Source organism: Arthrobacter rhamnosi (genome assembly GCF_054510855.1).
The window spans coordinates 28,891-52,506 of record NZ_JBTNDT010000009.1 but is presented as its reverse complement, the minus strand read 5'-3'; the positions used below and the strand labels follow the sequence as shown (position 1 = coordinate 52,506).

Here is a 23,616-nt window from a genome sequence, read left to right as displayed (position 1 = left end):
CGTGGCCGATGAAAGCACTGCACAACGAAACCTGAGGGAGTCTCAGGTTCTCAGCAGAAAGATCGACCTGCTGCTGGACGTCGTGGTCACTTCAGAAGGCAAGCCGTTTGAGTTCAGCGACATAGCCGCCCAGCTTGCTAGCCGCGGAGTGAAGTTGTCGCGCACCAGGTGGCACCACATCAAGGCCGGGGACTCAACCGTGAAGCACCCCTCCGAACTCATTACTGCCCTTGCACACTTTTTCCAGGTAGACCCGGATTACCTCTTGAAAGTTGATGGTGAGGTACCGGCACGGATTCAACACGAACTCGAACTGCTCGCTGCGATGCGTCGAGCAAAGGTCAAGGAGTTTGCAACCCGGACGCTAGCCGAGGTGGACAACGAAACGCTTGATGCCATCGCCGCACTGCTTGACGACTCCAAAAAGTACTAGGTTGTGCCATCCGATGCTACGGAACATGTTTGGAACATGTTCCGAAAAGCGCTAGACTGAAGGGACGCAGGGCATCACCCTGACATCGGCTTAGTAAGGACATCGGCGATGCGGTCTCAGTGTACGAGCGACACCTCAATCGCCGCCCGCCACATAAGCAAGACACTGGTCTACAAGCGTGCGCAACTTCCGCAGATTGGCCGCGTACAACACGGTCTTGCCGTGCCGGGCGCCCTTAGCGGGGTCGCCTACGATCAGGCCTACCGCCTCAAGCGACACCAAATGTTTGTTGAGGCTGGGTCGGCTCATTTTGACATGGCCCGACAGCGCGCCAATGGTGCTCGGCCCTTCAATGGCCAGGGCTCGCAGGATAGCCACCTGCGCCCGATTCCCCATGAACGCGACAGTAACCTCAACCTCCTCTGGGAGGTTGGGCTGAATTAGGCGCGGCATGCCTCTATCTTGCCCGATGCCCTCACCTTCGAGCCCATCTCACCACAACACTCTCATTAAGTTATAGAGTTGGATCGAGCGGTATCAGATTTCGGTCTAATACCTTCGCAGCCAACGGAAGAACTCATGTCACAGATGCCAGTTTTCACGGTCGGGCAGCACGACCGGGCCCTCGATCGGCTTCGCCTTAATCGCATGCAGATTTCCTCGTTGTTGTGGTGGCCTTACGGCTTATCGGTTCCCGTATTGCAGGGCGTATCGGCATCGCCTTGGGCAACTACAAATCGTTCCGGGATCCAGTTCACCCTCTCCAAAAGCTCTCGCCCTCACACCCCTGCTGGGTTGAGGCCTGCTGGGCTCGCGACTCGAGAGCAGACTCACCATCACGCAGGAACGGCTCAGGAGGAAATGTAGGTGGACGACGAGCGAAACTCCGGACCCTGGATGATCCTAGCCGTGCTCATTCCAATCCTCGCTGGCTTGCCGCTGTTGGGAATAGGTGCCGCTGCAGCCCTGACCCTGACAAAAGAGAGGTCCACGGCCTGCTCGTCCACGAGGACGGAAGTACTGGCGGGAACACCTGTCATTCCGAATGGGTGGGGTGGCTTGGTGGATGCTGCGGCGAAGACCGCTGGCCTGCCGACGAGCGTGGTTGCAGCGCAGTTGAAGCAGGAATCAAACTGGAACGAAGATGCACGGAGCCCTGCAGGGGCGCAGGGTGTGGCTCAGTTCATTCCCGGCACGTGGGCGTTGTATGGCGAGGGCGGTGATCCGTTCTCGGCGGAGGACGCGATCCCTGCCTACGGCCGCTACATGGCGGCCCTGAAAGAGCAGGTGCAGCCGCTGGCCGCCGATGATGCCGACCTGCTCGTGCGCCTGACCCTCGCGGCCTACAACGCCGGCCCAGGCGCCGTTCAGGACGCGAGGGGAATCCCGGCGTTCACGGAGACCCAGCAGTACGTGGAGAAGGTCCTGGCGTCTGGGCAGGGCGAGTTCTCCGCTGACTGCACGGCCCCGGCGGGGACGGTTGCGTGGGATGGCGACCTGGGTGACGGCGAGTGGACCACCCCGCTGCCGGGCGGGGTTTTCACCTCCGGCTATGGGCACCGCGATGTTCCGGGTCTGCCTGCGTGGGCGCAGGACCACGTGGGGGTGGACCTTTCGACCCCGGGCGCCGGTTACGGCAACGGTGGCCCGGTGATCGCGCCGACTGACCTGCGGGTCACGGGGTTCAACGACAAGGACGGGTGCGTGATTGCCAAGGAGGACGGAGACGATCCTGATTTCGGGTTCGCGTTCTGCCACCTCAACGCCTACAGCGTGGCGGTGGGGGACAGGTTGAAGCGCGGCGACGTCGTCGGCACTGAGGGCAACAGGGCCGGCCTCGGGCTGGTCGCCACGCACCTGCACGTGGAGATTTACAAGCCGGAAGCGCCGGCAGTGGTCTACCCGTACCAGGGCTGGAACCTCGACCCGGAACCGATTCTGAAAGAGAAAGGAGCGTGGGTGCGATGACCTGTCGCTCACGCACACCATTCACCGCGGCTGCGGCCTGCCTGCTGGTGTTCACCGGTTGTGCCGCTGGCGCGCCGGCGTCCGAGGGCGAGGTTGCACCCCTCTCCGCGCCGACCACCATTTACGAAGGCTCCTACACCTCTGCCCCTGCCGAGGACATCCTGGGCGCGAACACGTTCCCCTCACCGGAAGATGCCGACCGGTCCGACGTCGACTCAACCGCGCGGGTCGCGGCGCTGATGCTGCATTCCTGGTACACGACCGTCGATCGGACGGAGACGGCGGCCGCAGTCCGCGCCAAATCTCTGATGTCGGAAGAGTGGGCGGCGGACCAGGTGGAGCCCGAGCGGAACGCGAGCAACGGAGAGTGGCTGGAACCGGCCGAGCATGGCGCCTACAGCGTGCCCCGGGTGGTTCCGGCGATCGGTGACGCCGGCCATGACGTCGCCGCGGACAGGGCCATTCGGGTGCTCGACGTGACGTGGCGCTGGGTCGCCCGGGACGAGACCCCTTTGACAACCGGCGGCCACCGTCAGGTGACCGTGTACCTCGAAAAGACAGAGGACCAATGGGACATCGTCGGGCACCAGACCCGCGACATGACCGCCTCAATCACGGGGGAGGGCAAGTGACTCCGGCAGTTCATTCTTGGCCGGTCATCCGCCTTACGTTCGGGGACGGCGAGATTGTCGCTGATGTGAACGGTGACGTACTGACTTACCCGGTACTCGACGAAGCGTCCGCGGCCGACGTCGCTGCCGACGCGGCAGCCGAAGCGTGCCGCCGTCTTGGTCTGGCGGCCTGCCGGGTGCAGGGCCACACCGAGGGCGGCGAGGTGTACGAGATGGTCGTCGACGCCGACCTCGGCACCCTCGAAGAACGGGAAGAGAGCACCCCTGCCGTTGCTACCGGCACTGGCACTGCCCGTACCGGGTCGAGGACCCGATCCGGTACAAGGCGCCGGACTCCTCCACGCCGGAGGGCGATGCTGTGGGGGAGTGCGGGCGTCCTGGCGGTCACGGTCGGGTTCACTACCGTCTCCACGCTGCAGGACAGCGCGGCCGAACCCGTGGCGACGGTTTTCACGCCTCCTCCCGCGCAGCTGCCGGTCCCGGCTCCTGCCGGGTGGGACACCTACGGGGACTGGACGACGCCGATGACCGGATCCACCGCGAAGGCGATCCTGGACCCCTCGGGGCAGCCGGTGAGCGTGGACGGATCCAAACTGGTCGGCCATGACCCCCGGACGGGTGTGGAGCGATGGACGCGCACCGCACCGTTCACGGTCGCGCAGCTGGCTTTGTTCACCCTCGATGGGCAGTCGCGGGTCGCGGCCGCCGCGGCCCGCGAGCTGGTGCTGTTCGGCGACGGGGCGGCGCCGATCCGCGTCGATGTCCCCACGGACGGGACGGTCGTCCTGGATGGGGGGACGGCTCCGCGGGTGGATCTGCCGGACAAGCGGTCCCTGATCGTCGCGGCCGACGGCAGCCTATCGGCGCGTGTGGTCCCGGCGGCCGCCGAGCCCATGGAAGCCCTCGGGGATGACCTGGTGGCCGCCAATGTGCGAGCCGGACGGATCTGGCGCATCGCACAGGACTCCGCGGCCCTGCCCGCTCCCGCGACACTGCCCAAACCGTCCACGGGAGCCGACCTGATCGCGGTCCTCGGATCTGTGAATGGGCGCGTCGTCGCTGCCTGGAAGAACGGCGACGGGACCACCATTGGCTTCTACGACCTCGGTGATGCCACCGATGCCACGGAAGCCACGCAGGTCGGCCTGGCCGAGCTTGAGGGAACGGACGCCCCCATGTCCGGCATCCAAATCGACCGGGAGCACGCGTTACTGGTGGCCGGCACCGTCCTCGTCGACGTCAACGCAATGCAGGCCCACCGCCTGCCGGGGGCCGGGAAACTCGCCGCCGGCTACGCCTGGGTTGTCACAGGGGACGAGCAACTGAGGATCAACGCACGCGGCGTCACCGAGGCGACCACCGACGCGGCCCGCGCCGCGATCCCCGACGTCATTACCGGTGACGGCAAGGCGATCACCCGGGCCGAAGGCTCCTCCTCGGGCCTGCTGTACGCGCTGACGCAGGTCGCCCCCCGGCCCACGAAGGTACCCACTCCCACACACTCCCCGGGCTCTCCTCCGACTTCTACTGCGACCTCTACTGCGACTTCTACGGAGAGCCCGGGCCCGACTATTTCCCCGAAGGAGAACGCTGATGAAAATGACCGCCGTCATTGATCCGACCGGCACCCTCGAGCTGGATCTGGAGGGCGAGAAGACCACCTCCCCGTACCCCTCGGTCATGGACGCGCGACGCTCCGTGATGAGCGTGGCGACGGAGCTCGCCTCCGAGACGAGCACCGCCACCGAACTGCACATCAAGGACCCCTCCGGCACCCGGACGATCATCGTGCACACCGACGGAGACGTTCTCGAGCAATCAACGACCGAGGTTTTGGGCGGGCAGGACCAGCTTTCCGCCGAGCAGACACCACCGGTGCCGGCGGTCGAACGTGCGGTCGAGCCCGTGATGCAGCCACCCGAGGCTATGACCCCAGCGGCTGCTCCTGCTCCTGCTCGAGTGGTGCCCCAGGGCAATCCTTTCGTCAGGAAACCGGAGGTGCAGCCGGAGGAAGACCCGATCGACGACGATCCGATCCTCGGGCACCACGAGTCGATCAGGGGCCCCCGGAACATCCAGCAAGCCCTCGCCCGCGAGCCAGTCAACCCCCATGTCGACGAACCAGTCATCGAACTCGTTGGCGGGGAAGCCGAAGCTGCTGCACCCGTTCCGGTGACCAGCACGACCCTGTGGCTGGTCGGCGCGTCCGGCGGGGTCGGCACGAGCACGCTGGCGGGCCTGTGTTCGGAGAACGTCGTGGATGCATCCGAACGGCACCCGGCCTGGGCGGGACGAGCCTTGCTGATGTGCTCCAGCAGTGCGTCCTCCCTCGAGGCCGCGCAGCAGCTGGCCCGCAAGTCAGCGTCCGGGCAGCTGCCCTATGCACTGGTCGGACTGGTAATCGTCCACGACCGGCCCAGGAACCGCCTGACGAAACCGACCCGGGACTTCGCCCGCGGGGTTGCCCGGATGTTCCCGGTAGCCATGACGGCACCGTATGAACCGTCCTGGCGCGAGGTCGGCGTCACCCCCCAAGCTTCCGGCACACGACTGAAATGCGTGCTCCGGAAAATCGAAAAGATCGCCCGCTCCGGGCACTGAGAAAGGCAGAAATCCCATGTTCGGAAACACTCTGGCAGCACACACCCTGACCACCATCAACGCCCTCACTCCGGCCCGCGGGGGAGCGGTCCCCGCCCAGACCTTCACCCCGACCCAGCCTCCCGGCACGGAGGGCCTTACCCAGGTCATCGGGTGGGTCCTGTGGGGCGCGGGACTGGTCTTGTTCGTGTTCTTCATCTTCGGCCTCGTCTCAGCCGGCAGGAACCGCCGGCAGGGCAACGAGATCGAGGCACCCATCTGGCCTATGGTCTCAGCCTGCCTGCTGGGCGCATCGGGGGCAGTCTGGACTGCAATCACCTGAGCAGAAAAACACTTACCTACCCGATAGAGAGAAGGACAGACGATGAGCACACAGGACACCACCCCGGGACCGAAGGACCGCCCGAAGTGGTTCGGCGCCGCCGTGATACTGCTGGCCCTGGTGCTGGTCGGCCTCATCGCGTGGGGGGTGCGGGTATTCCTCCTCCCCGACAATGACGAACCGGCTGCGGGGCCGGCCGACCCTGCCCCGCAGACGGCAGTCCCGTCAGCGTCCGCGTCGGCACCCGGGTCAGCGACGGCGGGCCCCGCCGCAAACGCGGATGCAGCGTGGGATTGCCAGGCAGACCTCAATGAGGACACTGCGTCAGTGGCCGACAGTGCACCTACCGTCGATGAATGGGTGGCCGCCGGGTACAACGTGGTCCCGTTCTCGGACTTCGGTGGCTGCCAGAAGCAGCCCTCCGGTCTGCGCGTCGGGTACGCGCACACCGAGGCAGGGTCTCTCATGGCCGCCGCCACATACTCCGTGGCACTGGATCCTTCCGTCAGCGAGGAAGCCGCGCAGGACCTCGAGGTGGCAGTAGCAAAAGGGTCAAACCGCATCCTGCTGGGCGAAAGAGCACAGCGAATCCGGGACGGGCTTGAGCAAAGCGAAGACACCTCTGTCATCACCCGGTTGACCCTGCTCGGTTATATCCAGAACAACTACGCGGATGAAGCAGCGTCCTACCGGCTCGTCTATTCAACCCCCGATGCATCCGGCCTCGAACAGACACTCGTCGCGCAGGTCGATCTAGTGTGGGAGGACGGGGATTGGAAACTTGACCCGGCTTCAGGCAACGATTTCAGCACGTGGGCCCGCTATCAGGGCCAGCCCTACGTGCAGTGGGGGCCCAAGTCGTGATTGGGGACTTGGCAGGAAACCTTCTCGAGGGCGTTGCTGGCAGCGCGATAGAAAAGCTCATCGTGTTCCTGGCGGGGTGGGTGATGCAGGTCCTGACGGAGATGATCAACTTCGTCGGTACCTGGTGGTTGAAGATCGGCGCCCCGTCCATGGGCGCGGGGTCCGCAACTGACCGCATCCAGCAGTCGACGCTGGTCTTCGTCGGCATGGCCGGGGTCATCGGAACAGCTTTCGCGCTCATCAAACTCGCCCGGGATCAGGACCGAGCCTCGACCGAGAACCTCGTAATGGGTATGGTCCGGACCGTCCTGACGACGGCACTGGCCGTTCCGATGGTGGGCCTGCTGTTCGGGGTGACCGACGTGTTGGCTCCGTGGCTGGTGACGACGATCTCGGGTTCCGCCCAGGAGGACGGACTCGGGCAGGCCATGGGCCTGGAAGCCCTTGCGGGGACCACCATGAGCCTGCAGCTGGCCGGGATCGTCCTGTTCGTCGCACCTCTTGCCCTGCTCGGGGCGATCATCAACGCGGTCATCGTGATCTTCTCCTACGGTGCGGCGATCGCCCTGTGCGGGGTCCTGCCGATCTTCGCCGCCGCGTCGCAGACAGAACGCGGCCGGAAATCCTTCGACAAAGCCGTGGGCTGGCTGGCCGCCGTCGTGCTCTTCAAACCCGCCGCCGCCATCCTGTACGGGGCAGGGCTCGCGCTTCTGAAAGGCATCAACGGGACCGCCGAGAACGAGATCGGGAACACCATGATCGGCCTGTTGACCGGGCTCGTCATTATCTCCAGTGCCTGCGTGGCGATGCCCGCCCTGGCGAAGGTCCTCGTGCCCGCGGTCAGCGCCGGACCGCAGGGCATGGGAGCCTCCGGCTTGGCAATGGTCGGTGGTGCCGTCGCACTCGGTGCGGTGACCGGAGGCGTCGGTGCGGCCGCCGGGGCAGCAGCAGCTGGCGGTGGTGGAGCTGGAGCCGCACTCACAGGTGGAGGTGCTGCTGCAACAGGCGGAGGAGCTGCAGCAACAGGTGCAGCGAGTGCTACTGAGGCAGCCGGGACCGCTGGCACAGCAGCTGGGAGTTCTGGCAGTACGACCGGCCTGACCAGCGGAGTCGGCGGCACTGAGACCACCGGCACTGAGACCACCGGCGCTGCAGGTCCGGGCGGTGGCGGTAGCACCGGTGGCGGGGCCAGTAGCTCTGGTCCGACAGGGGCAGAGCAGAGAGCGGAACAGCCTACCGTTCCGGTATCGGATGCGGGTGGCGGGGTACCCGGAGGAACTGGTGGGGGTCCCGGTGGAGGTTCTGGTGGTCCGTCGGGTGCCGAGCAGAGACCGGAACGCTCTGGTGCGCAGACCTCCCCAGTCGTTGATGCCGGTAGTAGTACTGGCGGGAACAGCAGCGCAGGCAGGAACAGTGGGACAGGCTCGAACGGCCCAACGGGTGCGGAGCCCCAAGCAGCACGCACCAGCGCACCCCCGGAGGCACCGGCCGGTTCGGGGGGAGGCACGTCGGCAGCAGGCGGGCCGTCCGGGGCAGAGCCTGCCGCCCTGAGCGACAAAGCGCCGGCGGAAGCACCTGGTGCCGCGCCCTCGATGCCACCCGCAACCTCACCCCCAACCTCACCGTCGATGTCGCTGGCGGCGGAGGGTTACCGGGCTGGTGCGCCGTCTGGTGCAACTCGATCGGCTGATAAGTCGGCCCAGAATCAGCAACGCGTCGAGTACGCGCTGCGGGAAGCAGCAAGGGACATGGAACGCGCAGTGGAAAGTGGAGACGACAGTTGAGCACAGAGCAGACGATCATCCGGCAGTACGGCAACATCGCAGAAGACCGGACGGCCGGCCTGATGGGGTTCTCGATGGCCTCGACCGTCGTCCTGGGCGCGGGCGCGGTCGGGGTGTTCATCTTCATCATGGCCTCGCAGATCTGGGGGGCCGTCGGCATCGCCCTGGTCGCGTTCATCGCCGCCACGATCCTCGGCTCGAAGGACCGTCATGGCCGGTCCAGGCCTGAGCGGTGGCTGGCCCGCAGCCTGCACGCCAGGGGCAGGAAGGCCGGGAAGACCGTCTACAAGGCAGGTCCCGTCTCGCAGATCCCGGACGGATCATTCCGCGCACCGGGCCTGCTGGCCGCAACGGAGCTGATCGACTTCCAGGACCTCTTCGGCAACGAGGGCGTCATGCTGTGGCACCCGAAACTGAAGACCGGGACCGTGTTCTTCTCCACCAACTCCTCGGGCCTGGGCCTGCTGGACCAGGACCGCGTGAACCGGCTCGTCGGGTCATGGGCGGCGTTCCAGCGCGACGCCGGCTCCAATGCACGGGTTGAGCAGATTTCCGTGACGACGCAGTCGACCACCGATCCGGGCGAACGCCTGCCGGACGCTATCGCGGTGGCCCGGCAGCAGGCCGGGTCCCACGAGGTGCCCGCCTTTGCACGTCAGGTGATGGACGACGTGGTGAACGACCTGAACCTCGACGTGCCGAAGCTCGAGCAGTGGGTGGCCCTGACCTTCAGCGGCAAGGCCAACGACGGCGACCGCGCACCGGAACGATCCGCCGAGGAGCTGGTGGCCGATGTGAAGTCCCTCCTGCAGGGCTTCAAGGAAGAACTCGAGGACGTCGGCGCGGGCAGCGTGTCCCTCATGCGGGCCGCCGACCTCACCGACCAGACCTATGTCGCGTTCAACCCGCGCGCCGCGGCCGCGGTCGAACGCGCCCGCCTCTCCGGTGACGGGACGGGCCTCACCTGGCACGAGGTAGGACCCTCGGCCGCCCGGACGGTCGGGTACCCGGGCCGGTACGACCACGCCGGGGTGACGAGCAAGTCGTGGCAGATGTTCCGGCCGCCGGCCGGGACGTTCCGCGAGAACGCCCTGGTGGCCCTGCTGGGCCCGGACGCGAGCATGCTGCAGAAGCGCGTCACCGTGTTCTACCGCCCGCAGCCGCCGGAGAAGTCAGCGCAGCAGGTCGCCCAAGCGCTTACCAATGCGCAGTTCGCTACGAACCAGAAGGGCCGCCGTCCGACCAGCTCGCAGATCATCGCCCTCGAGAAGGCACGCAAGGCCGAGCGGGAGCAGGCCGAAGGGGCGGCGCTGGTGCGCTTCGCGATCGGTGTCACCGCGACGGTCGAAAGCCCGGGACAGTTGCAGGCGGTGGAGGCGAAGATCATGCGGAACGCGGCCACCGGCATCCAGATCCGCATGCGGGCGTGTGACTACAACGACGACGCCGCGTTCTCCTTCAACCTCGGGCTAGGGCTCGTCCCCGAGCACCTGGCCACCATCTCCTCCGACGTCAGGAAGGCCCTCTAATGTCCGCGCTCGACAGACTCGTCGACAAGGTCATGGACCGGCTTCTGGGACGGTCCGAGACGGCAGCCGCCGTCACCGCTGCGTCGTTCCCGCAGCTCACGGAGAAGGGAATGCGGGTCCGTGAGGGTGGGATGGTGACGTGGGTGGAACCGCCGCCGGAGTTCACGGCCACCTCGAACCAGACCGCCGGGCTGTGGCCGTTCTGCGTCGGTACGTCCTCCCCGCTGGTCGGCGCTGTCCTGGGCCGGAACCTGCTCAACGGCTCCGTAGTGTGCGGGGATCCCATCAGCCTGTTCCTGCACGGCATCATCTCCTCACCATCCGGATTCATCCTGGGCCTGAACGGGCGCGGGAAATCATCTGTCGCCGTCCGCATGGCCCTGGCCCTGATCGACCAGGGGTTCCTGATCCTCGTAGCGGGGGACCTCAAACCCGACTTCGCCGGCGTCGTCCTGGAAACCAACGGGCAGGTCGTACAGGTCGCCCCCGGCGTCGGGGCGATCAACCCGCTCGACGCCGGCCCGCTCTGGCGGGAACTCGAACGCCTGCCGGCCCCGATGCAGCGGCAGATGCGTGCCGAGATCCACGCACGGCGCCTGATGACCCTCACCGGGCTCATCGAACTGGTGTTCAAGGAACCGCTGGATGCGAAGAAGCAGGAACAGACTGTGCTGTCCATGGCGATCGCCATGGCCTCCGAGACGGCAGAAGGCGAGGACCGGCAGCCGCTGGTCGGCGACATCGTCGCCGCCATCAAGTCCGCGCCGCCCCAGATCCAATCGGCGCTGCTCATAGAGGAGACAAACGAGTACCTGCCGCAGGTCAAGAATCTCTTGGCGGGTCTGAACGCCCTCGGGGAGCACGGACCGTTCGGGGACGTGTTCTGCCAGCAGACAAGCAAGGAAATGAAGATCGATACCTCCGTCGACTTCGACATATCCCTCATCGACGAGTCCCAGCTGACGCTCCGCGCCGCGGTGCAGACGGTGTGCTGGTCCTACGGGCAGGCCGGCATCTCGGCCGCGAAGACCCTCGCCGATGCCGGGCTGATGGAGGAACGCCACCACCTGATGATCATGGACGAGCTGTGGCAGTCTCTGCGTGCGAGCGAACTGTTGGTGCATCAGATCGACTCCATCACCCGTCTGAACAGGACCAAGGGCCTGGGCCAGCTGATGATCACGCACTCCATGAAGGACCTGCAGCTGTCCACGGACGAGCTGACGAAGATCGCGACCGGCTTTGTGGAACGCTCTTCCGTGAAGATCCTCGGTGGGCTGGCGCAGAACGAGATGGACCTGCTGGAAACGGTGTTCCCCGTCTCGGAGCGGGAGAAGGCGATGCTGGTCGGCTGGTCGGCCGAAGGGTCGATGAACCCCAACACCAATCAGGTCTCACCGCCTCCAGGGCGGGGGCGGTTCATGCTGAAAACCGGGTCCGAACCCGGGGTGCCGTTCCGGGTGAACCTCACCGCCGGCGAACTTAGGGCCCACAACACAAACCAGGCGTGGGCTGCCGCCCAAGCGAAAGTAAGCCGATGAAGGTGACCAGACGTTGAGTGCTTTGAAGACCGAGGAGAACGGCCCCGTCATCGTGTTCTCGAGTGTGGTCGTGGCCGCGTTCGCCGCGGTTGCCCTGATCCATCTCGGGGAAGCGTTCACACCGGTTCCGACCGACCTGTCGTGGAACCCGATCACACTCGCTGTCGGTCTTGCGACGGGGGATCCGTGGCCGGCGGCCGCGAGCTGGTTGCTCGGCGCGGAAGCGGTCGTGGTCATTGCCGCTCTTGCGTGGTGGAGCACCCGCCCGGTGTCCAGGACGGCGGAAGCGTCCCGGCGGATGAGTCCCGGCGGGAGGATGCGGCCGGCGATGCTCGATGCCCGCCTCACCGAAGCGGCCCGCCTGCACCCGACCGCGGAAGGTATTGGTCCGGGCCTGACGATCGGGTACACCGGCGAGACCGGGACGAAAGCCGTGATCCAGGGCTGGAGGGAGTGCTCGACCCATGTGTGGGGGACAGGGCGGGGTAAGACGACAACGCAGGTAGTCCGTCACGCTCTAGAGGCTCCCGGCGCGTACCTCATGACCAGTAACAAGGTCGACGGCGTCGCCGAAGTCCTCGCCGCCCGATCCGACACCGGGACGGTGTGGTTGTTCGACCCGCAGCAGATCTGGCGGAACAGCGACCGTCCCGCCATGGTCTTCAACCCGCTCACCTGCGTCACTGACACGGTGAGCGCCGGCGAAGTTGCGGCGATCTTCGAAACCTCATCCGCGCCGAACGCGGGCCAGGGCAAGGGGGATGCGCAGTTCGACTCACAGGGACGCGACTTCCTCGCCTGGTGCCTCCTCGCCGCCGCCAAGAGTGACGGCACCATGAAGGAGGTCCTGCGGTGGGTGTCCTCCGCGGACTTCATGGAACCGGCCGAACTCCTCGAACGGGCAGGGCACGCGGGTCCGGCGTCGGCGTTGAAGGGCATGAGCGGCCAGCCGGAGGACACCCGAGGGTCCGTGGCCGCCAGCGCGCAGCGCATGGCCTCCGCCCTCGTGCACGACGAGCTGGTGGCGTGGTCGACGCCGACCCCCGGTGTGCCGGTGTTCGATCCGGCCCGGTTCGTCGCCGGCAATGACACGCTGATCCTGCTCTCGCAGGACGCCGCCGGTTCCGGTGCCGCGTTCGTGTCCACCCTGGTCTACGCGGTGTTCACGGCCGCGCAGCAGGCCGCCCGGCGGGCCGGAGGACGCCTGCCGGTGCCGCTGGTCGCTGACCTGGATGAGGTCGGGAATGTCGTCAAGCTCAAGCAGCTCCCCGAATGGTACTCGTTCTTCGGGTCGATGGGCATCGTCGTCAGCGCCTACTTCCAGACCCGCGGGCAGGGCATGGCCATGCTCGAGCGCACCGGGTGGGACACCCTCTGGTCCGCGGCCGCGATCAAGGTCTACGGCGGCGGATCCGACGACACACAGTTCCTCGAATCCCTCTCCAGGACCATCGGCCAGTACGACGCGAAGTTCCGCAGCAGCTCGACCTCGCGGAACGGGTCGTCCCGGTCCGTGCAGACCCAGCGGCGGGACATCATGTCCGTCTCCCAACTCTCCGAACTACCCGTTCACCGGGCATGGGTGAAGACCTCCACAGGTGGTGGGACCATCGTGCGTACCGTGCCCTGGTTCCGCGACAAGGCCATCAGAGCCCGCATCGGCGACACGGTCGAACGCATCAAGACGACGCAGGCAGGACAGCACGCATGACCGAATCAAACGACCCCGGCCCATCGGCCCTTGAACCTAACGGTTACGACGACGGGGGAGAGGACTTCGCCTTCACCCCCGAGGAGCTCGTGGACTGGGTGGAGGGCCTGGTGGCGATGCTCGAGTCCGTGGACCGGTCGCAGAACCAGTACTGGTGCTCGCAGTGGTGGAACCACCCCGAAGCCGTCGACCGCTTTAGGGGACTGTACGAACAATGGCTGGAGGCGCAGGCGAACGGTGGGATGTCGTCGTGGTGGATTGACCACTTCGATCGCCATGCGACAGTCCTCTTCGCCAGACGCGGCCCCTTCGGTGAATGCGGCACATCCCATACAAAGAAGACCGCTCGTCGCATCCTCGCCACCGAACAGCCACCTACTGCTTGGGCGTGGTGAGGGCGAAGGCCTGGCCAGTACTGCAGCGCAGAGCAGTACGCAGTAATGGTCAATCGAGGCCTCAACCTCATTGGTCTCCTGACCGACTGGACTGATTCCGCCGGGAACTTCGCCCTGGCTGCGCATCACACGCTGGCAAACCAGCGGTAACAGCCCGCGTCGCTGACACTCGAACATGACGTGTCCATCAGGGCCCGCTTTTTCGATTTGAGGAGCGACACGGGTTCGTGGTGTCAGCAGGAGTTTGTTCGCGGTCTACCGTTTAATCTTTCCGTGCTTCCGATGAGTCGAGGGGTAATACAGGTATGTGTGATCGTGCGAGTGCTTGGACTTTGGAACGAAGTGGCCCTACCGAAACGCCGGGACCTCCGTTTACAGGGAAATCCCGGCGTTTCAAGCGGACGTTCCTTAAGGGTTAGCGTCCCTTGCCAAGCCAGTCACCTGGCTGCAGGGCCACCTCCTCGTAGGTGTGCACCCCGAGGGGCCCGAACACACCGTAGTCCTGCCGTGCACCGGTCGACGGGGTCGCTGCAGGGCCGGTAATGACGCGCATACGGTTCCGCAGGGTTGTGCCGACCTCGATCGTGACCGAGTTCGTGCCCGGCTTCACGTACTCGGAGAGGTCAGCGACCGGGTTGCGCGGGTTGACCCCGGGGACCCCCGTACCGTTCACCGTGAGGCGGACAGTGTCGTAGACAGCCCCGAGGTCGAGGACGAGCCTGCCCGACTTGGACCAGTTCTTATCGACGTTCAGGGTTCCCTGGTAGGTGCCGATACCCGAGACATCCTCGAGGCCGGGGATTGCGGTCCAGGCTGGAAGCTTTCCATCTGTTCCCAGAGTGAGCGTGCGTTCGGAGCCGACCTTGGCGATGCCGTAAGGATCGGAGCCGCTGGACTGCTGCCAGGACTCGACTGCGAGCTTCCATTCCTTGCCGAGGGTGGCAGCGGGAACCTTCTTCGCCTTCGCCGTCACGATCGCGCCATTGCTAAGGCTGGCGTTCACCGGGCCGTTACGATCAGCGAGCAATGTAATCGTCTTGTCGGTGAACTCGGCACCGCCCGTGGCATCGGTTGTGACGACGCTGGGCAGCTTGTCGAGTTTGTCCGTCGACCATTCGGTGCTGATCGCAATGATCATCGTCTCGTGTCCCTCGAGGTCGACGTCGACTGTGGTGCGACCGTTGGTCTGCGTGTACTCAGCAATGGGAGTGATTTCACCCGTCCATGCATTGAGGGAGTACGGCTTGCCCTCTCCTTCAAACGCGTACTTGGTGGACAGTGGCGTCGTGGAGTTGTTGTAGAGGTAGTAGTAGTCGGCGGATTCGGTGGAGCGCCGCACGGGAACGGCCGTGGTGGGGCCGGCGGCGTCTGCGTCGGGCAGTACGGTCGCGGCTTCAAGCATTGCCGGGACCGAGGCCCGATCAGAGACCTGGAGGGCCGCCGGTGTGGCGAGGATCTTCGCGACGATGCCAGCGACATCGGCGCCGCGCTCTGCGAAGAAGGGCGACTCGGTGGGTACGTCACCGACGAAGACAACCGGCAGTCCGGCTTCGGCTACCTCGAGCAGGTGATTCGCGGCATCGACGGTCAACTTCGTGTTCTGATCGACGATGACGGCACGGTATCCGGCCCCGTCGGCGTCGAGGCGGCCATCTTCCACGGTGAACGATTCGAGGTCGAGCATCGCGGGAGAGACGAAACCGTAGGAGTATCCCGCCGACTGCAGGGCACCTGCGTCGTCGTAGTACTTCGCCGGTGTGGTGCCGCGGACCATGTCGTTGTAGCTGTGCCGGAACACTGCAACGTCCGTGACTTGGCGGCCTTCGCGGAGGACGACCTGCTCACGGCCGAGGTAGTCGGCTACAGGCTCGGCGAGCTCCCATGCGGGCTGCTTGCCGTAGTTCTCGGAGAAGGAGTTCTGGCCGAACCGGATCCAGCCCGGCCAGGTCGCGTCGGGCGACTTGTTATAGGAGTAGCCGTGGAACACGACGTTGTTGACGCCACCGGCGAAGTTCCCCTCGACGATCGGAAGGGTGTCCTGCCAGCCAAAGGCGTTCGTCCTACCAGGAGTCGCACAGCACTCAGTGGAGATGACCGGCTTGTCGGATGCATGAGCCGCAGCGGCCGTGTACCGGTAAGCGTCAATTTCGTTGCCGTTCTGGAACGACTCGGTTTCCGGGACATCGATCTCAAAAACCGCCGCCGACTGCTCCAGTGACTGGCCGTACGAGGGCTGGAACCGCAGCCCGAGATTGTACTGTGCCGCCCATTCGCGCATCGGCACGATGTGGTTCTCCACGTAAAGATCGGTCAGGGTTTGGTAGTAGTCGTTGCGGATCTTCTGGCCAACCCCAGGCGCGTACTCGAATGTACCCAGCTTGGTGTCGGCGTTCGCTCGGCCGACGAAGAAGTTGTTCAGATCCGGCACGAGAATCGTCGGAAGGTACGGTGTGAGGTCGTAGCCACGACGGGCCTTGAACTCCTCGAAGAAGTTATCAGTCCACAGCTGATAAGAGGTCAGGTGCAGCGAATCCTCAAACAGGTTGCCCCCGTTTTCGGCAAGCAGGTCGACCGCTGCCGGATCCGACAGGAGCTCGTTCTCCCACAGATCGGACCACGCTGTAGTGCCAGCAGCGCTGAGGTGATCGACAACATACGACTTCGGCTGAGTGATGTCGGCGACGACGCTCCCGCTTCCGCGGAACCAGTAGCTGGTGAGCACCCAGTCGCCTGCTCCATCGGGAGCCGTGAAGGAGATGGGCTGCGAGGGATCCGTGGGTGCTTCGAGCACGATCGTCGAGGCTTGGTCGAGGGTCACGCTGGTGTAGTTGCGGGTGCCGATCTTGGTGGGGTCGAGGGTCTGGCCCGGAGCGAGTTTCGCGGCGACCACGGCGACGAGTTGCTGGTTCTTAACGTCCGCTGCGGGTGCTTTGATGGGCGACGGCGCTGGAGCGTTGTAGGTGGTTCCTGCCTTCACCTGGACGGCGCCCCACGCGAGTTCTTTCTCGGAGCCGGGGCTGTCCGGCGATACATAGCTTGCCGGCGCCGCGGCGGGGTAATTGGCGCTGACCATGAAGTCGACCTGAAGGCCAATCTCGGGTTCGGCTGCGATTTCCAGCACTTTACGCATCGCCGTGTTCCATGCATCGCTGTCCCACCCGTTGGTCGCAGCCGTCGCACCTTGAACCGGGAAACCGCCGATCTCGACACCGCCGAAGCCCTTGTCCGCGATGTCTGTGAGCGCCCGCCGAAGTTCCGCTTCATCGATCGGGGCCAATGGCATCCACAGGCGCATGACAGCCCGGTTGGAGTTGGACGGGTCCGCGAACTCCTGGGTGAAAAGTGAGGAATCGGCGGGGGCGGTAGGTGGGGCGGCGAGCGTCATTTGCGGGGCCGCCAGGGCCGAGAGGGCAGTTGCGCTCACGAGCGACAACGCTGCCCATCGGGTGTAGCGTCTTTTGCCTTCAGTAGATCTGATAAAGGGATTGGGCACGTTTTCTCCTTATGTCGTCGTTGACAGTCATCTGCGGAGGCTGCTCGTACAGGCCCTATGAGCTGGAGTAGACGAGTGGCTAGGTGCAGCGTGAATCGAAACATCAATTTGAATCGTTTCACTAGGGTGAAGCTATGGAAAAAATCCAGCGATGTCAATAGTTCAGGCGCAGTGCACGAACCTGTCGGTGCGTGCTTCTTGGCGCCAGATGGAGTGGACGCCCTAACACCGGCCACAACCTTCCTGCATCCGTCCAAGCAGCACCAAGTGCGCCAGTCCGAGCCGGCCCACAAGTCTTGGCATCACCTTGTCTCAAAACGCGTCCAATCTCGTTAGCGCCGTGCTCACGCGGGTTCTAATCGCCGACATCCAAGTTCTATAAGCTTGCCCGCTGTGAATCGACGCTCATCCGTTGGTGAGGATTGATCGCAGGGTGGCGTTGAGGAGGGGTTGCTTCGAGGGATTAGTGGCCGTACCGGCGAGAATTATTGGTGGATTTCACGGTCAGGCGCGCGGAAGAGAGCAGCACTCGACCATGGTTTGTCAGCTCGAACAGTTGGCGGTTACCTCGGTCGCGTGCAGGTGATCGCGCAATGAGGTGCTGGCCTTCCAATCCTTTCAAGAGAGCTGGTATGCCCTGGGGCCCTGCAAAGGTAGTGCGCGCAAGGTCTGCTTGAGCCAGGGAGAGGGCTCTCGCAGCTGCTTCTACTCCCGCGCTTTGAATGCCGGTAACCAATGTGATGTCGTCAACGTTGTGCAATACCACTATCGCTGGTGCAAGGTCCGCTTGTGGTGAACTCATCGGTTGAGAACGTGACCCTAACGTCGGCGGGGATGATTTGGCGTTCATCTCCTGCGCTTTCCTGCATTGCAGGTTCAGATGCAATACCGGGTGCTGCCGACAGTGGTACGGGCACGAGGGCCTGCAGCTCCTCGAGGGTGCAGCCGAAGGTCTCGCGTACTGTGACACCGTGGGGTCCGGTGAGGAACACGGCTTTGTCGGTGTAGACCCGGGTCACGCAGGCCACCCCGGTGAGCGGGTAGGTGCAGGACTCGACGATCTTCGAGGCGCCCTCACGGGTCAGCAGGGTCATCATGACTAACACGTCCTTGGCACCGGTGGCCAGGTCCATGGCGCCACCGACGGCGGGGATGGCTCCGGGTGCACCGGTGTGCCAGTTCGCGAGGTCACCGGTGGCGGAGACCTGGAAGGCGCCGAGCACGCAGATGTCCAGGTGTCCTCCACGCATCATGGCGAAGGACTCGGCGTGATGGAAGTAGGACGCACCCGGGAGTTCAGTGACAGGGATCTTCCCGGCGTTGATGAGGTCGCCGTCGATCTCCTCTCCGGAGGCAACGGGCCCCATGCCGAGCATCCCGTTCTCGGTGTGGAGGGTGATGTCCTGTTCCTCGGTGAGGTAGTTGGAGACCAGGGTGGGCTGGCCGATGCCGAGGTTCACGAAGGAGCCGGGGGCGATGTCCGCGGCAACCAGGCGCGCCAGGTCGTTCCGCCCGAGCGGGGTGTCGGAGGTCTGGATGCCGGGGGTCCGGAGGTACTTCTCGTTGGACTGGACGCTCATGTCAGGCCACCTTTTCCGCTGTACCCGCGGTGGTGACGCGGACGATGCTGTTGACGTAGATCCCGGGGGTCACGATGGCCTCCGGGTCCAGTGACCCGACGGGCACGATGTCGGACACCTGGACGATGGTGTGCCGGGCGGCGGCGGCCATGATGGGCCCGAAGTTGCGGGCGGTCTTGCGGTAGACGAGATTGCCCTTCCGGTCGGCGGTGAGGGCCTTGATGAGTGCGACGTCGGCGGAAAGGGGTGTCTCGAACACGTGGCCCCGGCCGTCGATGATGCGGGTCTCCTTGCCCTCGGCCAGCATGGTGCCGTACCCGGTGGGTGTGAAGAACCCCCCGATGCCAGCCCCAGCGGCACGGATGCGTTCGGCGAGGTTGCCCTGCGGCACCAGCTCGAGGTCGATCTCGCCCGCCGTGTATCTCGCGTCGAAGTGCCAGGAGTCGGACTGCCGTGGGAAGGAGCAGATTATCTTTTTCACACGGCCTTCCCGAATGAGCAGCGCCAGGCCCTGGTCGCCTTGGCCTGCGTTGTTGTTCACCACGGTCAGGTCCCGGGCACCGCAGTCCAGCAGTGCGTCGATCAGCTCGAATGGCTGCCCGGCGTTGCCGAACCCGCCGATCATCACGGTGGAACCGTCCTTGATATCGGCGACGGCCGCCTCGACGGTGTCGATGAAGTCCAGCATCGCCTAGGCCTTCCCGGTTCGGTGTGCGGAGGAGGAGGTCACGTTCTCGAGGACGACGGCCAGGCCCTGACCGACGCCGATGCAGATGGCCGCGACCCCCCAGCGTTTCCCAGAGGCCTGCAGGCTGCGGCCGAGGGTGCCCAGGATCCGGGTGCCGGAGGCACCGAGCGGATGGCCCATGGCGATCGCGCCGCCGTGCCGGTTCACGATGGCCGGGTCGATGCCCCACGTGTCGATGCAGGCCAGGGCCTGCGCGGCGAACGCCTCGTTGAGTTCGACGGCGCCGACCTGGTCCCAGCCGATACCCGCCTTCGCGAGGGCCTTGTTCGCCGCTTCCACGGGTGCGTAACCGAAGTACTGCGGGTCGTTGCCGTGCGCTCCGCGTCCGGCGATGCGCGCCAGCGGATCCAGCCCGAGCAGCCCGGCGGCCCTCTCGCTGCCGATCCAGGCGGCGGAGGCGCCGTCGGACAGGGGGGATGCGTTGCCGGCGGTGACCGTTCCGCCCGCCTCGGCGCCCTCGGGGTCGTTGCGGAACACGGTCTTCAGGGCGGCCAGTTTCTCGGCGGTGGACCCGGGCCGGATGCCTTCATCCCGGACCAGATCCGTGCCGGGCACGGCTGCCACGAGGTCGTCGTAGAAGCCCTCCTCCCAGGCCGCGGCGGAGAGGTTGTGGGACTTCGCGGCGAAGTCGTCCTGCGCATGACGGCTCACGCCGTACTTCTCCCGGAGCCGTTCGGTGGCCTCACCCAGGGAGATGGTCCACTGGCTGGGCATCGCCTCGTTGACCAGGCGCCAGCCGAGCGTGGTGGACGCGAGCGTCATGTCGCCGGCGGGGTAGGGCTTGGTGGTCTTGGGCAGCACCCAGGGGGCCCGGCTCATCGACTCGGCACCACCGACGAGCATCAGGTCGGCGTCGCCGGCGTTGATCTGCCGGGAGGCGATGATCGCGGCGTCGAGCGAGGATCCGCACAGGCGGTTCACGGTGGTGCCGGGGACGGACACCGGCAGGCCAGCCAGCAGGGTGCCCATCCGGGCGAGATTGCGGTTCTCCTCGCCGGCGCCGTTGGCGTTGCCGAACACCACCTCGTCGATCCGCTCCACGTCGAGCCCGGGGGCGCGCTTCACCGATTCCCGGATCACGTGCGCCGCGAGGTCGTCCGGACGGACCCCCGCGAGACCGCCACCGTACTTTCCGAAGGGAGTGCGCACCGCGTCGTACACGAAAGCCTGGTTCATGACCTGTTATCCGTCTCTTTGTCCGTCTCTTCCCTGTCCATGTCCCCGAAGACCTGCTGCGCGGTTCGAAAGGCCGTGTTCGCGGAGGGGACCCCGCAGTAGATCGCGGTCTGCAGCAGGATCTCCTTGATCTCGTCCCGGCTCAGGCCGTTGGTGACGGCGGCCCGGATGTGCATCGCCAGTTCGTCCCAATGGCCGTGTGCCACCATGGCCGTGATGGTCACCGCGGAGCGCATCGGCCGGGACAGGCCTGGCCGGGTCCAGATCCCACCCCATGCGATCCGAGTGATCATGTCCTGGAAGTCCTCGGTGAAGGCGTCCTTCGCAGCGTTGGCCCGGTCCACGTGCGCGTCGCCCAGGACCTCGCGCCGGACCGCCATGCCGCCGTCGTAGATGTCCTGGCTGGTGGCTCCGGGCTGGACCACTCCGTTGCCGGAAGGGCCTCCGGTCGTGCTGCTCATGCGCCTGCTTCCTTCGATCCCTGGCGTGATTCCTGCTGCGATTCCGCCCAGGAGATGAGGCTCCGCATCAGTTCTGCGACGTGCGCGGGCGCCTCGGCGGGAGCAAGATGCGCCACTCCCTCCAGCGTCACGGCAGTGGCAGTACCCCCGCCGGCGGTGATCCCTGCGGCTGTCTCTTCGGCCAGCGATGGCGGCGCTACACCGTCCAGGGCACCGGCGATCAGCTGTGTGGGGACGCGGATGCCGCCCAGTTTTCTGCGGACGTCGAAGGCGGCCAGTGCCTCGCAGCAGAAGGCGTAGCTGAAGCGGTCGGCGTCCCGCAGGGCGTGCAGGAGGCGGCTGCCGAGCTCCGGTTCGCGGTCCAGGAAACCCGAGGCGAACCAGCGCTGCGTCGAGCCCTGGATCAGCACCGGTGTGCCCTGGGCGCGCACGGTCCCGGCACGTTCCAGCCAGCTCTCAGCAGTTCCGATCCGGGCCCCGCTGCACTGGACCGACAGGCTCCTGAGCCTGTCGCCGTGCTCGATCCCGAGCTGCAGTCCGGTGGCCCCGCCCAGGGAGACCCCGGCGTAGTGGAAGGAGCGGCCGGGGGCGATGGAGTCCACGAGGTGCACCACGGCGTCGGCCAGGGCGGCGACGTCGAACGCCTCCGCCGCGGCCGGCGAGACCCCGTGCCCGGGCAGGTCCCAGGCCACGACGTCGTAATCGGCGCCCAGCAGGGACGCGGCCCGCTCCCACAGGAGGGACGAGGTGCCGAGGGAAGGCCCCACCACCAGCAGGGGGTGGTCACCCAGGGGCCGCTGGGGCGAGAGCAGAACGGCCTTCAGGGCAGGTTCAGCCACGGTGCGCTCCCTTCGTATCGGCAGCGGGAAAGTCGGACGCTGAGAAGTCGGTCGCCGGGAAGTCGGTCGCGGAGGAGGGGACGGGACCCGGGGAGGCGAAGTCGGGGAAGGCAGCCAGGATACGTTGCGAGATCTCCGCAGCCTGGCCGAGGTAGCCGGCGGGATCCAGGAGATCCTCCAGCTGGAGGTCGGTCAGCAGGTCCGCCGGCACCGCGGCCCGGAGGAGTGCGCGGTAGATGGCGCCCTGTTCTGCCGGCGGCGCCTGCAGCGTCCGATCCACCACGGCCTGGAGCTGCTGCTTGCCGCTACGGCCGTCCTTCTCCTCGAGCAGGGGTGCCACGGCAGCGTGGACGCCTTCGGCCAGCAGCAGCGGACCGGCGAGGTCCAGGTTGCGGCGCATGGCGTCGGGGAAGACCTGCAGGCCTTCCGTGAGCTCCCGGACCTGGCCGGCGGCGCCAAGTGCAAGCGCCAGGAGCTGCCGCAGTGCGGGCCACTCGGCATGCCACGCGCCATCGGGCCGTTCATCGGTGAAGGTGGCGGCCGCGAGGTGCAGCTGGGCGGCCAGGTTCGGTGCCTGCAGGGCGGCGCTGCGCACCAGCACCGACAGGACGGGATTCTGCTTCTGCGGCATCGCCGAGGAGACGCCCCGGCCGCCGGAGCGCGGTTCGGCCAGCTCCGCGACCTCGGGCCTGCCGAGGAACAGCACATCCGCCGCGGTCTTGCCGAGGGCGTCCAGCACTGCCGCCAGAGCATCCCCCAGCGACGTGACCACCAGGCGGCTCGTGTGCCACGGCGCGGGGGTCGCGGCGAGGCCCAGCTGCCGGGCCAGGGCGTCTGCCAGGCCGAACGGCGTGGCGGAGGAACCGGCGGTGAGGGCGGTTCCGGCGGCGAGCGTTCCGGCGGCACCGCCGAACTGGACCGGGAGTTCCAGGCTCTCCAGTTGCCGTTCCGCGGCGGCGACGCCGTGGAACCACTGCGCGGCGCGGAGCCCGAAGGTGTAGGGCAGGGAGTGCTGCGTCAGGCTCCTGGCCACGCACAACGTCTCCCCGTGCTGTTCGGCGAGGGCCGCCAGCGCCGCCGTCGTGCCCTTCAGGTCTTTCAGGAGTGCGTCCACGGTGGTGCGGGCCACCAGCATCAGCGCTGTGTCCAGCACGTCCTGGCTGGTCAGCGAGGCGTGGACCGCCTGTCCGGCGCCGACGCCCGTGGTGTCCAGCGCTGCGACCTGTGCCCGAAGGTCCGCCACGAGGGGGATCACCGGGTTGCCGCCCGCCTGGGCACGGAGCGCAATGTCCGACACGTCGTACCGGTCCGGGTCGGCTGCAGCAGCCACGACGGCGGCGGATCCGGCGGGCACGAGGCCGGCTTCCTCCAGCACGGCGGCCCAGCCCGACTCGACGGCGAGGATGGCTGCGAGCACGGCGGTGTCCCCCGTCAGCCTCGCCACGTCAGGTGATGCGGGGACCGGGCGGAGCAGGCCGACGTCGGCCCCCTGGCCGGAAGGAGCCGCCGGCAGGGCGATGGAATCCGTAATTGGAAGGT

At 66.2% G+C, this 23,616-nt stretch carries 19 protein-coding genes and 1 pseudogene; 12 read left to right on the top strand and 8 right to left on the bottom strand.

The window, feature by feature from the left end; translation table 11 throughout:
• Nucleotide 1 precedes the first annotated feature (1 nt).
• Complete coding sequence (locus ACX80I_RS15565; protein ID WP_459346014.1) at nt 2-433, top strand: hypothetical protein; 432 nt, start codon at nt 2-4, stop codon at nt 431-433.
• 135 nt (nt 434-568) lie between these two features.
• Here the strand turns inward: ACX80I_RS15565 and ACX80I_RS15560 are convergent, their stop codons facing one another.
• Complete coding sequence (locus ACX80I_RS15560) at nt 569-886, bottom strand: ArsR/SmtB family transcription factor (protein WP_459346013.1); 318 nt, start codon at nt 884-886, stop codon at nt 569-571.
• A 414-nt stretch (nt 887-1,300) separates the two neighbouring features.
• On the opposite strand from ACX80I_RS15560, the gene ACX80I_RS15555 reads away from it, so the two are divergent.
• The 11 genes from ACX80I_RS15555 to ACX80I_RS15505 all read left to right on the top strand — a co-directional run bounded on the left by ACX80I_RS15555 (nt 1,301) and on the right by ACX80I_RS15505 (nt 13,780).
• A complete protein-coding gene (locus ACX80I_RS15555; protein ID WP_459346012.1) occupies nt 1,301-2,401 on the top strand; it encodes a transglycosylase SLT domain-containing protein in 1,101 nt (366 codons plus the stop codon).
• A complete protein-coding gene (locus ACX80I_RS15550) occupies nt 2,398-3,033 on the top strand; it encodes a hypothetical protein (protein WP_459346070.1) in 636 nt (211 codons plus the stop codon). Before ACX80I_RS15555 ends, ACX80I_RS15550 begins: the two co-directional genes overlap by 4 nt.
• Nucleotides 3,034-3,098: 65 nt before the next feature.
• Nucleotides 3,099-4,649 (top strand): hypothetical protein, encoded by a 1,551-nt coding sequence (locus ACX80I_RS15545; protein WP_459346011.1) that lies wholly within the window; start codon nt 3,099-3,101, stop codon nt 4,647-4,649.
• Entirely contained in the window at nt 4,627-5,634 is a 1,008-nt protein-coding gene (locus ACX80I_RS15540; RefSeq protein ID WP_459346010.1) for a DUF6668 family protein, read from the top strand. Before ACX80I_RS15545 ends, ACX80I_RS15540 begins: the two co-directional genes overlap by 23 nt.
• Nucleotides 5,635-5,650: 16 nt before the next feature.
• Nucleotides 5,651-5,956 carry a hypothetical protein gene (locus ACX80I_RS15535; protein WP_459346009.1) on the top strand — a complete coding sequence of 102 codons (306 nt, stop codon included), beginning with the start codon at nt 5,651-5,653 and terminating at the stop codon, nt 5,954-5,956.
• Between the two features lie 42 nt (nt 5,957-5,998).
• Complete coding sequence (locus ACX80I_RS15530) at nt 5,999-6,820, top strand: DUF8175 domain-containg protein (RefSeq protein ID WP_459346008.1); 822 nt, start codon at nt 5,999-6,001, stop codon at nt 6,818-6,820.
• Nucleotides 6,821-6,828: 8 nt separating this feature from the next.
• Nucleotides 6,829-8,604, top strand: a complete 1,776-nt coding sequence (locus ACX80I_RS15525) for a hypothetical protein (RefSeq protein ID WP_459346007.1) — start codon at nt 6,829-6,831, stop codon at nt 8,602-8,604.
• Nucleotides 8,601-10,133 (top strand): SCO6880 family protein, encoded by a 1,533-nt coding sequence (locus ACX80I_RS15520; protein WP_459346006.1) that lies wholly within the window; start codon nt 8,601-8,603, stop codon nt 10,131-10,133. The genes ACX80I_RS15525 and ACX80I_RS15520 overlap by 4 nt, the downstream gene beginning before the upstream one ends.
• On the top strand, nt 10,133-11,674 hold the full coding sequence (locus ACX80I_RS15515) for a putative type IV secretion/conjugal transfer ATPase (protein ID WP_459346005.1): 1,542 nt from the start codon (nt 10,133-10,135) through the stop codon (nt 11,672-11,674). The genes ACX80I_RS15520 and ACX80I_RS15515 overlap by 1 nt, the downstream gene beginning before the upstream one ends.
• Nucleotides 11,675-11,687: 13 nt before the next feature.
• Nucleotides 11,688-13,385 carry a type IV secretory system conjugative DNA transfer family protein gene (locus ACX80I_RS15510; RefSeq protein WP_459346004.1) on the top strand — a complete coding sequence of 566 codons (1,698 nt, stop codon included), beginning with the start codon at nt 11,688-11,690 and terminating at the stop codon, nt 13,383-13,385.
• On the top strand, nt 13,382-13,780 hold the full coding sequence (locus ACX80I_RS15505) for a DUF4913 domain-containing protein (RefSeq protein ID WP_459346003.1): 399 nt from the start codon (nt 13,382-13,384) through the stop codon (nt 13,778-13,780). The genes ACX80I_RS15510 and ACX80I_RS15505 overlap by 4 nt, the downstream gene beginning before the upstream one ends.
• Before the next feature lie 415 nt (nt 13,781-14,195).
• Here ACX80I_RS15505 and ACX80I_RS15500 read toward each other — a convergent pair whose 3' ends face one another.
• The 7 genes and pseudogenes from ACX80I_RS15500 to ACX80I_RS15470 form a co-directional block, all read right to left on the bottom strand.
• A complete protein-coding gene (locus ACX80I_RS15500) occupies nt 14,196-17,204 on the bottom strand; it encodes a glycosyl hydrolase (RefSeq protein WP_459346002.1) in 3,009 nt (1,002 codons plus the stop codon).
• Between the two features lie 962 nt (nt 17,205-18,166).
• Nucleotides 18,167-18,853, bottom strand: a pseudogene (locus tag ACX80I_RS15495) (3-oxoacid CoA-transferase subunit B); the annotation flags it as partial.
• A 1-nt stretch (nt 18,854) separates the two neighbouring features.
• Nucleotides 18,855-19,541 (bottom strand): 3-oxoacid CoA-transferase subunit A, encoded by a 687-nt coding sequence (locus tag ACX80I_RS15490; protein WP_459346001.1) that lies wholly within the window; start codon nt 19,539-19,541, stop codon nt 18,855-18,857.
• Between the two features lie 3 nt (nt 19,542-19,544).
• Nucleotides 19,545-20,777, bottom strand: a complete 1,233-nt coding sequence (locus tag ACX80I_RS15485; RefSeq protein ID WP_459346000.1) for a thiolase family protein — start codon at nt 20,775-20,777, stop codon at nt 19,545-19,547.
• Nucleotides 20,774-21,238, bottom strand: coding sequence for a 4-carboxymuconolactone decarboxylase (pcaC, locus tag ACX80I_RS15480; protein WP_459345999.1), 465 nt, complete (start codon nt 21,236-21,238; stop codon nt 20,774-20,776). Before pcaC ends, ACX80I_RS15485 begins: the two co-directional genes overlap by 4 nt.
• A complete protein-coding gene (locus ACX80I_RS15475; protein ID WP_459345998.1) occupies nt 21,235-22,077 on the bottom strand; it encodes an alpha/beta fold hydrolase in 843 nt (280 codons plus the stop codon). Before ACX80I_RS15475 ends, pcaC begins: the two co-directional genes overlap by 4 nt.
• The gene (locus ACX80I_RS15470) at nt 22,070-23,590 is read right to left on the bottom strand and encodes a lyase family protein (protein ID WP_459346069.1); all 1,521 of its coding nucleotides are present in this window, start codon (nt 23,588-23,590) and stop codon (nt 22,070-22,072) included. Before ACX80I_RS15470 ends, ACX80I_RS15475 begins: the two co-directional genes overlap by 8 nt.
• Nucleotides 23,591-23,616: the final 26 nt, after the last annotated feature.

What these genes read in the sequence shown, in the direction of transcription:
- ACX80I_RS15530 (WP_459346008.1), top strand. Translation starts at nt 5,999, where the DNA reads ATGAGCACACAGGACACCACCCCGGGACCGAAGGACCGCCCGAAGTGG.
- ACX80I_RS15560 (WP_459346013.1), bottom strand. Translation starts at nt 886, where the DNA reads ATGCCGCGCCTAATTCAGCCCAACCTCCCAGAGGAGGTTGAGGTTACT.
- ACX80I_RS15535 (WP_459346009.1), top strand. Translation starts at nt 5,651, where the DNA reads ATGTTCGGAAACACTCTGGCAGCACACACCCTGACCACCATCAACGCC.
- ACX80I_RS15490 (WP_459346001.1), bottom strand. Translation starts at nt 19,541, where the DNA reads ATGCTGGACTTCATCGACACCGTCGAGGCGGCCGTCGCCGATATCAAG.
- pcaC (WP_459345999.1), bottom strand. Translation starts at nt 21,238, where the DNA reads ATGAGCAGCACGACCGGAGGCCCTTCCGGCAACGGAGTGGTCCAGCCC.
- ACX80I_RS15515 (WP_459346005.1), top strand. Translation starts at nt 10,133, where the DNA reads ATGTCCGCGCTCGACAGACTCGTCGACAAGGTCATGGACCGGCTTCTG.
- ACX80I_RS15540 (WP_459346010.1), top strand. Translation starts at nt 4,627, where the DNA reads ATGAAAATGACCGCCGTCATTGATCCGACCGGCACCCTCGAGCTGGAT.
- ACX80I_RS15550 (WP_459346070.1), top strand. Translation starts at nt 2,398, where the DNA reads ATGACCTGTCGCTCACGCACACCATTCACCGCGGCTGCGGCCTGCCTG.
- ACX80I_RS15505 (WP_459346003.1), top strand. Translation starts at nt 13,382, where the DNA reads ATGACCGAATCAAACGACCCCGGCCCATCGGCCCTTGAACCTAACGGT.
- ACX80I_RS15485 (WP_459346000.1), bottom strand. Translation starts at nt 20,777, where the DNA reads ATGAACCAGGCTTTCGTGTACGACGCGGTGCGCACTCCCTTCGGAAAG.